Source organism: Streptomyces sp. 2114.4, from assembly GCF_900187385.1.
In the GTDB taxonomy this organism is placed as follows: Bacteria; Actinomycetota; Actinomycetes; order Streptomycetales; family Streptomycetaceae; genus Streptomyces; species Streptomyces mooreae.
In genome coordinates, this window is sequence record NZ_FYEY01000001.1 from 1,163,615 (window position 1) to 1,178,979 (window position 15,365).

General features: G+C 70.6%; 13 protein-coding genes. 10 read left to right on the plus strand and 3 right to left on the minus strand.

What is annotated here, in order from left to right:
* Nucleotides 1–52 precede the first annotated feature (52 nt).
* On the minus strand, nucleotides 53–889 hold the full coding sequence (locus CFW40_RS05005; protein ID WP_256331593.1) for a DUF3761 domain-containing protein: 837 nt from the start codon (nucleotides 887–889) through the stop codon (nucleotides 53–55).
* 792 nt (nucleotides 890–1,681) lie between these two features.
* Between CFW40_RS05005 and CFW40_RS05010 the strand changes: the two genes are divergently transcribed.
* The 3 genes from CFW40_RS05010 (at nucleotide 1,682) to CFW40_RS05020 (ending at nucleotide 5,194) form a co-directional block, all read left to right on the plus strand.
* A complete protein-coding gene (locus CFW40_RS05010; RefSeq protein ID WP_256331592.1) occupies nucleotides 1,682–2,623 on the plus strand; it encodes a hypothetical protein in 942 nt (313 codons plus the stop codon).
* 104 nt (nucleotides 2,624–2,727) lie between these two features.
* Nucleotides 2,728–4,248, plus strand: coding sequence for an amino acid permease (locus CFW40_RS05015; protein WP_176956571.1), 1,521 nt, complete (start codon nucleotides 2,728–2,730; stop codon nucleotides 4,246–4,248).
* A 184-nt stretch (nucleotides 4,249–4,432) separates the two neighbouring features.
* Nucleotides 4,433–5,194, plus strand: coding sequence for a metallophosphoesterase (locus tag CFW40_RS05020; RefSeq protein ID WP_088801914.1), 762 nt, complete (start codon nucleotides 4,433–4,435; stop codon nucleotides 5,192–5,194).
* 12 nt (nucleotides 5,195–5,206) lie between these two features.
* On the opposite strand, the gene CFW40_RS05025 is transcribed toward CFW40_RS05020, so the two are convergent.
* Nucleotides 5,207–5,749, minus strand: coding sequence for a putative immunity protein (locus CFW40_RS05025; protein ID WP_371127308.1), 543 nt, complete (start codon nucleotides 5,747–5,749; stop codon nucleotides 5,207–5,209).
* Nucleotides 5,750–5,942: 193 nt separating this feature from the next.
* Nucleotides 5,943–7,079, minus strand: a complete 1,137-nt coding sequence (locus tag CFW40_RS05030; RefSeq protein ID WP_088796653.1) for a substrate-binding domain-containing protein — start codon at nucleotides 7,077–7,079, stop codon at nucleotides 5,943–5,945.
* 525 nt (nucleotides 7,080–7,604) lie between these two features.
* On the opposite strand from CFW40_RS05030, the gene CFW40_RS05035 reads away from it, so the two are divergent.
* The 7 genes from CFW40_RS05035 to CFW40_RS05065 all read left to right on the plus strand — a co-directional run bounded on the left by CFW40_RS05035 (nucleotide 7,605) and on the right by CFW40_RS05065 (nucleotide 15,351).
* Nucleotides 7,605–10,106 carry an ATP-binding protein gene (locus tag CFW40_RS05035; protein WP_176956570.1) on the plus strand — a complete coding sequence of 834 codons (2,502 nt, stop codon included), beginning with the start codon at nucleotides 7,605–7,607 and terminating at the stop codon, nucleotides 10,104–10,106.
* Entirely contained in the window at nucleotides 10,087–10,563 is a 477-nt protein-coding gene (locus tag CFW40_RS05040) for a roadblock/LC7 domain-containing protein (protein ID WP_088796654.1), read from the plus strand. The genes CFW40_RS05035 and CFW40_RS05040 overlap by 20 nt, the downstream gene beginning before the upstream one ends.
* Nucleotides 10,564–10,612: 49 nt before the next feature.
* Complete coding sequence (locus CFW40_RS05045) at nucleotides 10,613–11,035, plus strand: DUF742 domain-containing protein (protein WP_088801917.1); 423 nt, start codon at nucleotides 10,613–10,615, stop codon at nucleotides 11,033–11,035.
* Nucleotides 10,983–11,597, plus strand: a complete 615-nt coding sequence (locus CFW40_RS05050; RefSeq protein ID WP_088796655.1) for an ATP/GTP-binding protein — start codon at nucleotides 10,983–10,985, stop codon at nucleotides 11,595–11,597. Before CFW40_RS05045 ends, CFW40_RS05050 begins: the two co-directional genes overlap by 53 nt.
* Nucleotides 11,598–11,727: 130 nt before the next feature.
* Nucleotides 11,728–12,423, plus strand: coding sequence for a response regulator transcription factor (locus CFW40_RS05055; protein WP_088796656.1), 696 nt, complete (start codon nucleotides 11,728–11,730; stop codon nucleotides 12,421–12,423).
* Between the two features lie 52 nt (nucleotides 12,424–12,475).
* Nucleotides 12,476–13,135 carry a DUF4255 domain-containing protein gene (locus CFW40_RS05060; RefSeq protein ID WP_088796657.1) on the plus strand — a complete coding sequence of 220 codons (660 nt, stop codon included), beginning with the start codon at nucleotides 12,476–12,478 and terminating at the stop codon, nucleotides 13,133–13,135.
* Nucleotides 13,132–15,351 carry an ATP-binding protein gene (locus CFW40_RS05065; protein ID WP_088796658.1) on the plus strand — a complete coding sequence of 740 codons (2,220 nt, stop codon included), beginning with the start codon at nucleotides 13,132–13,134 and terminating at the stop codon, nucleotides 15,349–15,351. The genes CFW40_RS05060 and CFW40_RS05065 overlap by 4 nt, the downstream gene beginning before the upstream one ends.
* Nucleotides 15,352–15,365: the final 14 nt, after the last annotated feature.

Sequence of the window (15,365 nt, forward strand, 5' to 3'; positions counted from 1 at the left end):
GCCGCCCCCGACCCGGACCGCCCGCGGCCTTGCGCTCCGGCCCTGGCCGCCGTCAGGCCGGAAGGCTCCTCAGCCAGACGGCGACCCCGTGGTGGTGGCTGCAGGTACCTCGCCGGTGCGCGCTGTAGCTGTACGTCCCGTCGTTGCACTGGGCGGAGGCGCCTGCCGGAGCCTGCTCCTGCCCTCCGCCGCCGCTCGTGGAGCTGCTGCCACTCCCGGAACCCGCCCCTCCGGAGGAGCTGGAACCGCCGGAGGAGCCACCCCCGTCCGTGCCGGAACCGCCGGAGGACGTGGAACCACCGGACGCCGAACCACCGGAGGATGCCGAACCGTCAGTCGTGGCGGAGCCATCGGCGGTGGCGGTTTCCTCGGCGTCGGTCGGTTCCTCCGTGGGCTCAAAGGAAGCGGTGCCGCTCGTGGACCCCGCAGCGTCGGGCTCGTCGCAGCTCTCATCGGCCTTGACGACGGCGAACGTCAGCGTTTCGGTGTCGTGCATGACCGACCCGGCAGCCGGCTCCTGATCGCAGACCTGCCAGTTGCGGTCCCACACCTGCAGGCGCTTGCGCGTGGACAGATCCCGGCTCTTGAGCACGGAGATGCCCCTGCGCTGCGCCGCGTCCTGCGCTTCCTGCAGATTGCGGCCGGTGTAGTCCGGCACCGTGAGGGTGTCACCCTCGCCGTCGGATGCGTCGGACCGGCTCCCGGATGCATCGGACCCGCCCCCGGACGCGTCGGAGACGGACGTGGCGGCGGACGACTTCCTCTCACCGTCGCCGTCCATCAGATTGACGCACCCGCCGACGAGCAGCACGAAGACCGCGATGACCGCACAGCCGAGCCGGGCGTTCTTCTTGTCCTCCGGCGACATCGGCCCTTGGTTTCCCGTCATATAGCCCCCCGCCTTGCGACTGCACACTCTCCTGTGTGCATGGCCCTGCCCACGGTCGCGAGCCGCCGCCCGGCTGAAACCGGAGAGGCAAGTGGGGTAGCGAGTGAGGCAGCAAGTGCTGATTCCTCACGAGCCCCCCAAGGTGTCTGGAACCGGGAGAGTAGCGAGTGGTTGAACATCGAAATAGACGAAGTGAAGAACCTGTGACGATGCCGTGACCAAAACGGGTTGGCCGCTCCGCAGCCCTACTGCCCGGCACGTCGATCGGCCGATGCCACGGGGCCCGTTTGCTGCCTGACGGCTCAACCGACGGAGCGCCCGAGGCGCCCCAGGGCGCGCACCGCCCCACTACGCCTCCCCGGGCGCCTTCGCATGAGCTTTATCACCAAAGGAATGTGCGCCGCCGCGCATCAGTGAATAGTCTTCTTTCTCAAGTCAGCACTTCATGACAGAAGTTGACAGCCGGCTTGCTCAGGCCCATGTACCCCCACGTACAGGAGATTCCGGTGATTCCGGTGACGGCCCCTCAAGCTCACCGCGGGCTTTCGCCTACGGACGAGACAGCACCGCGGCACGGGCCGGTGCGACGTCGCCCCGGCCCGCCTCGTCGCCGGTCCGCCCCGCGCCCTTGCCGCCGCCCCGGCCGTTCGCTCAGCACGACGCTCTCCCCCCTACGTCGGCGTCCGCCGCGGCGGACGCCCACCCGGAGGCCTCAACAGTGCCTGTTCACACCACCCCTGCGCACGGTGAGGAACTGCCTCCCTCACCCGAGAAGACCGTGACGGGGCAGCCGTGAGACGCCGGCCGGCCTTCGACCGGCATCCGGCCCGGGACGACTCCCGGTTGCGCGCAGTCGTGGAGGACGCCGCCATGGGCAGATGGGAGAGCGCACGCGAACTGCTGGCCGCGACCGGTGCCGACTGGGACCGCCGTATCTTCCGCCTCCAGGTGCTCGCCCGCGCGGGGGCCCGGCTCACCTTCGCCGACACCTGGGCGCAGGCCGAACCGCGTTCACCGCATGCCCTGGCCCTCCTCGCCACCGTCCAGGCCCTGCGCTCGATGGCCGGCCCGCGGGGACAGGGCAGCGGCGCGGAGATGGAAGAGGCCTGGGAGAGCTGCCATGCCGCCGCTGACACCCTGCCTGCCGATCCCACGCCCTACGTCGTCATGCTCGCCCTGCTGCGCTACCACTCCCCCGACCGCGACCGGCAGTGGCGGGAGACGGTGCACAGCGTGTGGCAGGAGGTCGAGGCACGCGACCCGTGGAATCGGGAGGCACACCACGAAATCCTCACCTATATGTTCCCCGACTGGCACGGCGTGGCGGGCGAGATGTTCCACTGGGCGCAGGAACGGTGCGCCCATGTCCCCCGCGGGATGCCGTTGCACGTCCTGCCGCTGGTCGCGCTCGCCGAGTCGCACCGTACGCGGATGAGGAAGGAAGGCCACCGGTACGGCCTGACCGTCCATCCGTGGACGGACAACCCGTCGACCCAGCAGGCGTGGACGAACTGGTGGACCTACCGGGCCCCTTCGCTGCCGCACGCAGCCTTCCACGACGACGCCAACTACCTGGCCCACGCACTGTCCTTCGCGAATCAGCACCGGGCGGCGGCCGAGGTCTTCGATGCCATCGGCCCGTACGCCACGGATGTGCCGTGGAGCTACTGCGGGGACCCCCAGCAGCTCTTCACCCGTCACCGGAAGTGGGCGGTGAAGGGGGCCGCGCCCTAGGAGAAGACCCCCCTGGCAACCGAGGCCGAGCAGACCGTTGTTGTCCGTGTTGTCCCGCCATGTACCGTGCCATCACCAGGAGAGGCCCAGCCATGCCATTGGACATGCCAAGCGTCACGCAGACGGAGGAGGAGCGCCTCGCCGAACTCGGCATCACCCAGACCTTGGACCGCTCGATGTCCGGGCGGCAGAACTTCGCCGTCTCCTTCACCATCATCAGCATCCTCTCCGGCTGCCTGACCATGTACGGGTTCGGCATGAACACCGGCGGGCCGGCCCTGATCATGTGGGGCTGGGTTCTCGTCGGCCTGATGACCCTGTTCGTCGGCCTGGCCATGGCCGAGGTCTGCTCCTCCTATCCGACCTCCGCCGGCCTCTACTTCTGGGCGCACAAGCTCGCCCCGCAGAGGTCCGCTCCGGCCTGGGCCTGGTTCACCGGCTGGTTCAACACACTGGGCCAGGTGGCCGTCACCGCGGGCATCGACTTCGGTGCCGCGTCCTTCCTCAACGCCTACCTGAACCTTCAGTTCAGCTACGCCGCCACCCCCGCCCACACGATCACACTCTTCGGCGTGATCCTTCTGCTGCACGCCCTCGTGAACACCTTCCGGGTACGCGTCGTCGGCTTCTTCAACACCGTCTCGGTGTGGTGGCATCTGATCGGTGTGGTCGTGATCGTCGGCGCCCTGCTGGTGATCCCCGCCAAGCACCAGTCCCCCGGCTTCGTCTTCACCGAGTTCGTCAACAACACCGGCTGGGGCTCCGCGGTCTACGTCGCGCTCATCGGTCTCCTGATGGCGCAGTACACCTTCACCGGCTATGACGCGTCCGCCCATATGACGGAGGAGACGAAGAACGCCTCGGTCGAGGGGCCGAAGGGGATCGTCCGCTCCATCGTCGTGTCCTGGGCGGCCGGCTTCGTGCTGCTCTTCGGTCTGACCTTCGCCATCCAGTCCTACACCGGCGCCCTGAAGTCGGAAACCGGTGTGCCGCCGGCGCAGATCTTCATGGACGCGCTCGGGGCGAGCACCGGCAAGCTGATGCTGCTCGTCATCATCGGCGCCCAGCTGTTCTGCGGTATGGCGTCCGTGACGGCCAACTCCCGCATGATCTACGCGTTCTCCCGCGACGGGGCGCTGCCGTTCTCCGCCGTCTGGCACAAGCTCCACCCGGGGACCCGCACCCCCACCAACGCCGTGTGGCTCGCCGCCGGCGGTGCCTTCCTCCTCGGCCTGCCGTACCTGTTCAACACGACCGCGTACGCCGCCGTCACGTCCATCGCGACGATCGGCCTCTACATCGCGTACGTGGTGCCCACCCTGCTGCGTCTGCGCCAGGGAGAGCACTTCAAGCGCGGCCCCTGGCACCTGGGGCGCTGGTCGAAGCCCGTGGGCCTGATCGCGGTCGGCTGGGTCGTGGTCATCACGGTGCTGTTCATGCTGCCCCAGCAGAGCCCGGTGACCATCGAGACGTTCAACTACGCACCCCTCGCCGTGGGTGTGGTGCTGGTCTTCGCCGGCACCTGGTGGTTCGTCTCCGCCCGCAAGTGGTTCCTCAACCCTCGCCACCCACGCAACAACCGGTCGCAGACACCGGCCCCGGAACGAGCGGCCTCCGCGCCGTAGGCGGCGCCTTCGCCCACCCCACCGGCCAACGGCCCGCGGCCCCGTTCCAGGGCCTTGCTCCCTGCACACGGGGCGGCGGGCCGTCGCGGCGGCCACGCACGCGGAAACGGCCCCCGCCCGCCCTGAGCTACGCGCACGGCGAAAGATCTCACCGCCCGGCCGCCCTCACCCCACAGTGGTGACCATGCTGAACCGAGTAGCGGTCCTGTCCGACATTCACGGAGTCCTGCCGGCCCTGGAGGCGGTGCTCGCCGAACCGGAGGTCAGCACCGCCGACCGCATCGTGCTCACCGGCGACATCACCGCAGGACCGCAACCCACCCAGGTGCTCGACCGGTTGACCGGGCTGGGCGACCGTGTCCTCTGGATCAGCGGAAACGCCGACCGGGAACTCCTGGAATACCGCCGGGGGCATCGCGACACGATCCCTGATCCCGTCGCTCCGTGGGCCGCCGAACAGCTCCGCGAGGACCACCTCGGCCTTCTCGGCTCGTTGCCACCGTCGCTCTCCCTGCCCGTGCGCGGCCTGGGACAGGTGTTGTTCTGCCATGCCACGCCCCGTGACGATGAAGAGGTCGTCCTGGTCGACTCCCGCCCCGACCGCTGGAAGGAGGTCTTCGACGGACTCGACACCGGCATCCGCACCGTGGTCTGCGGCCACACCCATATGCCGTTCGTCCGCCTCGTCCACGGCCGTATGGTCCTCAATCCCGGCAGCGTCGGCATGCCCTACGGAAGGACCGGAGCGCACTGGGCCCTCCTGGGCCCCGGCCTCGACCTGCGCACCACGCACTTCGACATCGAGGCCGCCGTCACCCAGGTCTGCCAGGAGTCGTCCTACCCCGGCATCACCGAGTGGGCCGACTACTTCCTGCACGCGCGCGCCACCGACGCGGACGCCCTCGAAATCTTCGCCCCACGGGACGGACGCGACCGGACGTCGTGACTCCCGCTCACGTCAGCCGGACGCGCGCAGAGAAGCGTCCAAGGCGGTCATCAGTTCCGCGACGCGGTTCTTGCCGGCCGGTGCGACGGGATAGCGGTGAAGAACGTCGATCAGGGCCGGTGTGGCGCGCCGTCGGGCCTGCTCGATCATCCGGTCGGCGGCTGCGGGATCGTCGCCTGCGGTGATTTCAGCTATGCGGGCGGCACATGCAGCGGCGCGCAGGATGTGGCCCACCTGGTGAGCTTTCGCGATCGGGTGGAGGTACGCGGCGGATGCGGCATCGCCGGCCGCGCGTGCAGCGAGACTTGAGGCTTCGGTGGAAGCTTCCTTCGCGGCTCGGTGTGCTTCCAACGAGGTGACACGCTGCAGCTTGGTCCGTTTCGCGCCGTTGGCGAACTCCCAGGCGGCATCAAGAGCGGCGCGAGGCCGGGCATCGCCGGGGTGGGTCTCCTCGAACACCGGGAGGACTTCCTGGGCGGTCTGTGCTGCGTAGCGTGCCACGGCTCGCAACTCGTCCATGGTCAGCTCGAAGTCACCGGACACGGTCGCCATCATGACATCAAGTATCTCACCGGGCGCCCCGTCCCCTCGCCCGTCGCGTCGCTCGGTGCGGGCGGCGCGAGGCCGTGCCGCCACCCAGGCGTGGCGGTGAGCATCCTCCCGTTCCCACGCCGCCTCAACGATGTCCGCACGCCGGTCCGGTGACAGGCCGGCCGGGCCCAGGAGGAGCCGCGGCCGGGAGAGCACCTCATTCGCCCCAGATCTTGCGGTAGGCCTGGCGGTAGCCCTCGGAGTCCCAGGACACGGCGCCGCCGGTATTGGCGGTGGTGGCGATGTGGACGGGGGCGACGTACCCGCTGTCGGGGGCGTCGGTGAAGGCGCGGTTGAACTCGTCGATGATCTGCCAGCCCTGTTCGGAGAGGGGTTCGGGCACGGTGGCGGCCTGGAACTCCTTGCCGTTGACGCGCTCGAAGGCCGACGGGTCGCCGTCGCCGGCGCCGATGTTGAAGGGGGCGCCGGCGCCGTCCTTGCCCGCGGCACGCAGGGCGGGGGCGGCGTGCTGGAAGTACAGGTCGTTGATAGCGGCGGAGTAGGTCCACTTGCTGCCGAAACGGGACATCAGGGAGCGGACTTCCCCGATGGAGCGCCTGTTGACCTGGGGAATGGGCATGTTGGTGTAGCTCAGCAGCTCGGTGCCCGAGCAGGTGGCGAGTTCCTTCTTGATCAGATCGGACTTGTGCTTGGCGAAGGGCACCGTGCCGTCGGTGAACAGGACGACGCCGGCGCGGCCGTGGGAGCGGGCGATGATCCAGTCGGCGCTGATCTTCGCAACGTCCTCGACCCGTGAGGTGATGTTGGTGAAGAGCTGCGGGTCCTTGCTGGGGCCGGGAGTCGGGGCGGCGTGCCAGCCGATCAGCGGGATTCCCTGGGCATGAGCCTTTTTGACCTCCGCCGCGGCCGTACCGGGGTCGAATCCGCTGATGACGATGCCATCCGGCTTGAGGCGGAGGGCCTGCTTGAAGGCGGACCGGAGACCGCTGGGCGTGCCCTGGCCGTTGAGGGTACGGGCGCGCCAACCGACGATCTTGGCGGCTTCCTGGACACCTTGGGCGACCCCGGTGACGCCGGGGTTGGTCAGGGTCTGGGCGATGTAGACGACGGTCTTGTCGTGGACGGCCCGGGGTCCGGTGGTGGGGCCCTTCCAGGGGGCGTTGACCTCCTCGGCCTTCTTGACGGCTTGCTTGGCCCTGGAGAGGGCGGCGGGGCAGCCGGGCTTGGCGGAGCTCCTGTGGGATGCGGTGGTGCCGCCGCCGGATTCGCAGCCGGCGGTGGCCATGACCAGGAGTGCGGCGGCTGTCACGACCGCCGTGCGGGTGGGCTGCACGGGTCTCCTCGCAGGACAGGATGAGGATACGGGTTGGGTGGGGGGAGACAGGTTACGGGTGGCGGTTGACCGGGAGGCAGCCGCCTTCGCAGGTACGGATGCGCCTTGGGAGCCGGGGCCCGGTCCAGCCTGGAGCCAGGACCGGGCCCGGCCCGGGACGTGGACCGGTGGGAAACGATTCGGTCACGTTCTCCTCCCCCTTCAGGCGTCGCCTCGCTGGCCGGCATGACGCTCCACAAGGGGGTAACCGGCCAAATGTGACAAAGAGTTGAATTCCGCTTGGCCATTGGTGGTCCTGTGTTGCATGCGCGTGCACAAGCGGTAATGTTCGCCGCCGGTTGGGCATGTGGCGCAATCTTTTCGCTCACCTGGGGCGAAAGCTCGCAAGCGTCACGCTCTCCCGCTGTCGGCGGTCGGCAACAACACCACCTCGGTCACCGCTCAGAAGCACGTCGTAAGGAGGCCCGGGTGTCTGTGGACACAGTGGACCCGCCACCCGAACGGGATCCGTCCCTGCGTTCACCGATGAGACCAGGGTTCCGCCGGCAGGCGGGCGCCTACCTGGACCGCTGGCCGTTCCGCCGGAAACTCAACGTTCTGGTGATCGCGCCCGTCGCCGTCGTCGGCGTGCTGCTGGCCATCGGCGTCAGCACGCAGATGGAGAAGGCCCGGGACGCCGGCCGGAGCGCCGAGCTCGTGCGCGACAGCGAGCAGGTCACCAAGCTCATCAACGACGTACAGGCCGAACACCGGCAGGCGCTCCTGCTGTCCGTGGAGCAGGAGTCGGCCCGGCCCGGCGCCACGCTGCCGTCCACCGCCGCCTACCGCCAGACACAGCGCGCGACCGACGGCCAGGTCGCCGCCGTGCGTTCCGGGTTCGGAACGGGCCTGCCGAAGGAGGAGGGGCGGGCCCTCGACTACATCCGGGGCCTTGCCGTGCTGCGCGACAAGGTCGAGCGGGGCTCGGTTCCGGCCGCCGGCATCGACCCCGCGTACGCTGCCGCGGTCGGCTACCTCATCGACGGGATCGGTCTCGACCGCTTCGCGGGCACCTCGTCGTCCTCGGTCACCTACCTCCTCGACACGGTGCTGCGCGCCGACGCCGCCCACGCGGCCTTCGAGAGCGGAGTGTTCTCCGCGCAGACCCGGGACGCCAACGCGCTCACCGAGTACACCCGCGCCGTCGGCGCGCACCGGCTCTACGAGGAGCAGACGGAGCGCTTCGGCAGGATCGCCGACCCGGAGCAGGCCCTGCGCCTGGACGGGATCGAGCGGGATGCCGAGGAGAACGGCATCGAGGCCCAGTTCGCGGAGCTCCAGATCGATCCGGGCTCCCTGCAGGGCCAGACCCCGCATCAGCTGCGTCAGGCGATCGCCGCCGGAACCCGGCAGGCCGAGGCCCGCCTCGACATCACCCGGTCGCTGATCGACCAGATCGCCGCCCGCGCCGACGGTCTCTCCCGCAGTGCCCTGTACAACGCGCTGGCGATGCTCGGCCTCGCCCTGCTCGGCTTCGCCTCCTGGCTGTCCTTCTCCGTCCTGGTCCGGCGCTCGGTCGTACGTCCCCTGGCGGCCCTGACCGGCGCCGCACAGCAGGTGGTCGACGTGGCCGGCGAAGAGCTCGCCAAGGTCGAGGACGACGAGTCGGCGGAGCGCACCCCGCTGCGGCCGCGGCCGATCCCCGTCCCGGTCCACGACGAGATCGGTCACCTGGCCGAGGCGTTCAACCAGGTACAGGTCACCGCCGCGGCGCTGCTGGAGCGGCAGGTGCTCAGCCGCCACAACGTCGCCGAGATGTTCGGCAACGTCGGACGCCGCGTCAGCAACCTCACCAGCCGCCAGCTCATGCTGATCGACGCCGTGGAACGGGAGGAGACCGACCCCGGTGTCCTGGAGCGGATGTACCGCATCGACCACATCGCCGTACGTCTCCAGCGCAACGCGGACAGCCTGATGCTGCTCGCCGGGATCCGGGACCCGGAGATGGACGCCAGGCCGACCACTCTGGTCAACGTCATACGCGCCGGACTCGGTCAGATCGAGGGATACCAGCGGGTGTCCCTGCGGTCCGAGACGGAGGCCACCGTCGCGCCCGACATCGTCGACGATCTGACGCTGATGCTCGCCGAACTGCTGGAGAACGCCGTCTCGTTCTCCCCGTCCGACACCCCCGTCGAGGTCGTCGTCCGGCCCGGCACCGATGTGACCTCGGACGGTGGCGCCCTGATCGAGGTCATCGACCACGGCCTCGGGATGAGTGCGGAACGCCTCGACGAGGAGAACTCCCGGCTCGTCCGGCGGGAACGGCTCGACCTCGTCCCGACCAAGGTCCTCGGCCTGTTCGTGGTCGGAAACCTCGCCCGGCGCTCGGGCATCCGGGTCGCCCTGAGCCGTACGCCGGGCGGCGGGGTCACCGGCTCCGTCTGGCTCCCTTCCACACTGCTGCTGAGCGAGAGCCCGGCCGCCACGGCGTCCCCGGCCGCGGACGGGGCAGAGCACCCGGCAGCGCCTGAGCCGGCGTCCACCGAGCCCGCACCCGGGCCCGACCGCGGGCCCGCACCGGCCTCCGCCGCCGCTCCCCTGCCGGTGCGGACGCCCGCCGCCCCGCCCGAACAGCGGCCCGCCGCCCCCTCGCCACGAGACGAGCTCCCCCGGCGCCTTCCGCGTCGCACGGACACGGAGCGGACCGCCCCCGCGGGTGAGACGCGCCCGGCATCGTCCGGCCGCCCGCTGCGACGGCGGGTACGGGGAGCGACGCTCGACATGACCGCCCCGGCGGCCGACCGCGGGACCCAGGCCACGCGCCGGCCCGTCGACGCCGAGGCGGTCCGCTGTGAACTCGACGAATTCGAGGCCGCCGTACGCAGGGCGGAACAAGAAGCAGAGCAACGAGCAGAAGACCAACCAGCAGAGCAGCAAGCAGAGCGAGCGGCGGAGCAGGAATTTTCCGCTGCCCCGACCGATCCAGCGCCATCGCCACACCAGCACCCCCGGAAGGAGTCGGGCAGTGACCACGCCGACAGGTAAGACCAGTTCCGAGCAGGAGGAAGCCACTGATCTGACCGCCGCCGCGGCCGACTTCACCTGGCTGCTCGACCGGTTCGCCACCCAGACCGCCGGCGTCGTCGACGCCATCGCGGTGTCCTCCGACGGCCTGCTGATCGCCGTCTCCCAACTGCGCGAGCAGGCGGACTCCGAACGGCTGGCCGCCATCGTCTCGGGTGTCACGAGTCTGGCCGCCGGCGCGTCCGGCAACTACGGACTCGGCGGCCTCAACAAGGTCATCATCGACCTGGAGGGCGGCCATGTGCTGGTGTCGGCCATCGGCTGCGGTGCCGTCCTCGGTGTGGTGACGTCGAAGGAGGCGAAGCTCGGCAACATCGCCTACGAGATGACCCTCTTCGCCAACCGGGCCGGCAGCGCGCTCACCCCCCAACTGGTGCTGGAGCTCAAGAAGAACGCCGGCGCCACACCGGCCCGCTGACCCTTCCACTCCGCGGAGGCGGGACACAGGTGCTGAGAAGAGAATCATGATGGCGGACGGAGAGGGCGGCGCCCCGGGCCCGCCGGAGCCCGCCGGCCGCGCTCCCGCGATCCGGCCCTTCCTGCTGACCGCCGGCCGGGTGGCGGGGGGCGGCACCGGCCCCCCGCTCCCGGTCGAGGCCCAGGTCGTGGCGACCTCGTCCGGTCTCCGCGTCCTGGGTTCGCTCGCCTTCGAACAACACGACATCGTCGCCGCCTGCCGACGGCCGCAGTCGGTGGCGGAACTGGCCGCCCGGCTGCGCCTCCACCTCAATGTGGTCCGGGTACTGGCGGAGGACCTGTGCGCCGCCGGGCATCTGGCGGTCCACGTCCCGGACGCCAGGACAGCCCAGGACATCTCCGTACTGCGAAGGGTTATTGATGGTCTCCGCACCGTCCCCGACTCACGGGACGCACTCCGTGACAGCGGTTGAACAGCCGCCGGTACCGGTCAAGCTGGTCATCGCCGGCGGCTTCGGCGTCGGCAAGACCACGGCCGTGGGCGCGATCTCCGAGATCCGGCCGCTGACCACGGAGGCCGCCATCACGGAGGTCGCGGCGGGCGTGGACGATCTCTCCCACACCCCCGGCAAGACCACCACCACGGTCGCCATGGACTTCGGCTGCATCACCATCGACCCGACGCTGAAGCTCTATCTGTTCGGCACGCCGGGCCAGGACCGGTTCGGGTTCATGTGGGACGACGTGGTCGAGGGGGCTCTCGGCGGGCTGGTGATCGTGGACACCCGCCGGCTGGACGACTGTTACGCCGCGGTGGACTACTTCGAGCACAAGGACATCCCGTTCGCCGTCGCCGTCAACGCGTTCGACGGTGAGGTCGAGCACGGCCTCGACGAGGTGCGGTGGGCGCTGGACGTCTCCGACCACGTACCGCTGGTCGTCTTCGACGCACGCCACACGGGCTCGGTCCGGGATGCGCTGCTGGTCGTCCTCGAAGTCGCCCTCTCGCGCGCACAAACCACACACCTGGGCTGACTCCCGGCCGCCTTCCGAGCTCTCCCGACCGAAGGGTTGGCTTCCGGTGTTGATCGCCCGGTAAGCGTTTGTTGATTGCTTTCGCCGACTCTGCGGCTGTCGGTAAACGGGGGCGAGGCAAGGAACTTAAGTGCTGGATACACGTGTCACGGTGACGGTGCACACCTCCGACCCGCTCGGTCGGGCCGGAGTCGTCAGCCACTTGCAGCAGCAGCCCAGCGTCGAGATCGTCCAGGACCAGGGCGGTACGGCGGCCAGGGAGCGGGTCGATACGACAGGGAGACAGCAGGAAGGGGGTGGGGAAGCGGCCGGGACCGTGGCGATCTCGCTCATCGACCGGTTCGACGACATGGCCGCGGCAGAGCTGAGACGGCTGGCCCGGGGTGGCGAACAGCGCGTGGTGCTGATCGCCGGGAATCTGCGCGAGCCGGATCTGATGACGATCGTGGAGTATGGCGTGCGAGCCATCATCTGGCGTCATCAGGCCACCCCGCAGCGGCTGGTGCAGGCGGTGCAGAGTGCGGCGCGCGGCGAGGGCGACCTGCCGCCGGACCTGATCAGCAAGCTGCTCACACAGGTGGGACAGCTGCGGCGGTCGGCGGTGACCTCCGCCGCTGTCGCATGGGCACCGACGGTCGGGATGGCGCCGCGCGAGGTCGATGTGCTGCGGCTGGTCGCGGACGGGCTGGACACCCGGCAGATCTCCGAGAAGCTCGCCTACTCCGAACGCACCGTCAAGAACGTCCTGCACGCCCTGATGACGCGCCTCCAGCTGCACAACCGCGCTCACGCCGTCGCGTACGCACTGCGTGAGGGATACATCTGATGGGGCCGGAAGCAGGCACGGAAGCAACTGGTCACAGGGTGGGGGGACAGCGGTGATTCACGAAGTCGATGAGGCGATGCGGAGGGTGCTGCGCGGCGGGGTGCTGCCGGACGGTTCCGGGGACATCGCATTCGAGGCGCCGACCCGCAACTGGGCGGCGCGGCGCAACGCACCCACGCTCAATGCGTATCTCTACGACATACGCGAGGAGGTCGCCCGCCGCGAGCGCGGGGCGATCTCGGAGCGGGACGCCAGTGGTGTGGTCGTGCGCCGGCATCAGCCGCCGCGCTGGTTCCGGCTGTCTTACCTGGTCACGGCGTGGACCACGCGCCCGGAGGACGAACACCGGCTGCTGTCGGCCGCGCTGGGGTGCCTGCTCTCGCACGAGATGCTGCCGGTGGCCGCATTGCCGGACGCGCTCCGCGCGCTGAAGGCGAGCATTCCGCTCACGGTCGCGGTGCCGCCCCCCGAGTCCCGCTCGATCGCCGATATCTGGTCTGCGCTCGGTGGCGAACTCAAGCCGTCCCTGGACGTGGTGATCACCGTGCCGTTCCCGGTCTCGCCCTCGTACGAGGTGGCGCCGCCGGTGACGGAGGGCGCGGTCGCGGTCGTCCGCGGACTCGACGGCGTCCCCGGCGACTCCCAGCCCCGGATGCTCCGGTCCGCTCCGGGCGCCTCGTCGTCCGCCACGGCCGGCGAGGAGGAAGGGTGAGCGGCACGGAGGGGAACGGCACGGAGGCCGGCGGCACGAAGGGGAGCGGCACGGCGGCGAGCGAGAACGCGAGCGGCGCGCTGCTCGGCCGGCTGGCGGGGCTGCGCAAGCGGGTGGCCGCGCTGGTCGAGCGGCGCAGCGCCGACGATCCGACGGCTGCGGACCCGCTGCGCGGGCTGTATGTGACCCCGGAGACGGCCCGACGGCTGGCCGCGCTGCCACCGGAGGACGGCACGGGCGGGGCGGCAGCTGCGGCGGGCGGGGCGTACGCGGGTCAGCCGTACGCAGGAGGGCCGGATGGCGAGGTGCCGGACGCCTCGGAGGCATCGGGCACCCCGGACGGCTCGGGCACCCCGGACGGCTCGGACGCCTCGGACGCCTCGGACGCCTCGGACGCCTCGGACCGAACGGCCGCGCTCGCCGTGCGGTTCGGCCTGTCGGCGTTGGACCTGCATATCCTCCTGGCCGCGCTCGCGCCCGATGTGGACCGGGGCTTCGAGCCGCTGTACGGCTACCTCAACGACGATGTCGGGCGCCGTCGCGCCACGGTCGCGCTGGCGCTGGACCTCGCGGGTACCGGGCCGTACGAGCCCGCGGCCCGTGCCCGCTTCCATCCCGCCGCGCCGCTGCTGTCCGGTGGGCTGCTCGTCATCGAGGACGAGGACCGGCCCCTGCCGGGCCGGGCGCTGCGGGTGCCGGAGCGGGTGGTGGCCCATCTGCTGGGGGACGACGGCCTGGATCCCGAACTCAGCGGAGGTGAGGTGGAGTTGCTGTCGGCGGTGCCGCGAGCCGCCGGCCGTACGGGAAGCGGTGACCGTACCGGAGATGCGTCGTTCGCCGGACGGCTCGCCGCGCTCGCGAGCGAGCGGCCGCTCGCCGTCCATCTGCGGGAGCGCCGGCCCGGTACCGCCGCCGCGCCGGTGGCCGACGGGCTGCGGAGCGCCGGACTGCCCGTGCTGCGGTATCGGCCGGACGGCCGGGGCGGTGCGGGGGCGGGCCTCGCGGGCGCGCTGCTGCGGGAGGCGCGGCTGCGCCGGGCGGCGGTCGTCGTGGGCCCGCTGCCGGAGCGGCCCCAGGAGCTCGTCAGGGCGCTGGCGGGCGGGGATGTCCCGGTGGTCTTCTTCGGAAGCGAGCCGTACGACCCGGGCTGGGCACCCGATGCCGGGCTGTTCGCGATGGACGCGCCGGACGACGGGGCGGCGGCGGGTGAGGTCTGGAGCACCGCACTCGGATCCGTGGAGGTGGCCGATGGCTTCGATCTCGCCGCGGCCGTGGCGCCGTACCGGCTGGGGGCCGCTCAGATCCGGCGGGCGGCCCGTGCGGCCACCGCCCTCGCCGCCTTCGACGGGACGCCGCTGACCACCGCCCACATCCAGCACAGCGCACGTCAGCAGTCCGCGCCGCTGCTGGACCGGCACGCCCGGCGGGTACGGCCCGCCGTCGGCTTCGACGGGCTGGTCCTGCCGCCCGAGCCGCTGGCTCTGCTGCACGAACTGGTGCAGCGGGCGCGGCATCGGGAGAAGGTCCTGGGCCAGTGGCGGCTGCGCACCGGCGGGGGGCGCGGCAGGGGCGTGGTGGCGCTGTTCGCCGGAGAATCCGGTACCGGAAAGACGCTCTCCGCCGAGGTCGTGGCCGGTGAACTGGGCCTGGACCTCTATGTGGTGGAACTGTCGGCGGTGGTGGACAAATACATCGGGGAGACCGAGAAGAACCTGGAGCAGATCTTCTCCGAGGCCGACCGTACGGACGCCGTGCTGCTCTTCGACGAGGCGGATGCCGTGTTCGGCAGACGTTCGGAGGTCAAGAGCTCGCACGACCGGTACGCGAACCTGGAGAGCGCCTATCTGCTGCAGCGGCTGGAAGCGTTCGACGGGATCGCCGTCCTCACCACCAACCTGCGGGCCAATATCGACGATGCGTTCACCCGGCGGCTGGATCTGGTGGTCGACTTCCCGTTCCCGGACGCCGAACAGCGGACCGCGCTGTGGCGTTCCTGCCTGGCGGCCTCCCCCTGTGCGGACGACCTCGCACTTGACGTCTGTGCCAAGGAGTTCGAGTTGTCCGGCGGGGCGATCCGGTCTGCCGCGGTGACCGCCGGATACCTCGCGGCGGGCCGCGGCGAGGCGGTGTCGGCCGAGGACGTACGGGCCGGGGCCAGGCGCGAGTACCGCAAGATGGGGCGGCTGGTGCCGGACGCGTCACCCCTGTGGGACTGAACCTCCGGGTGCGG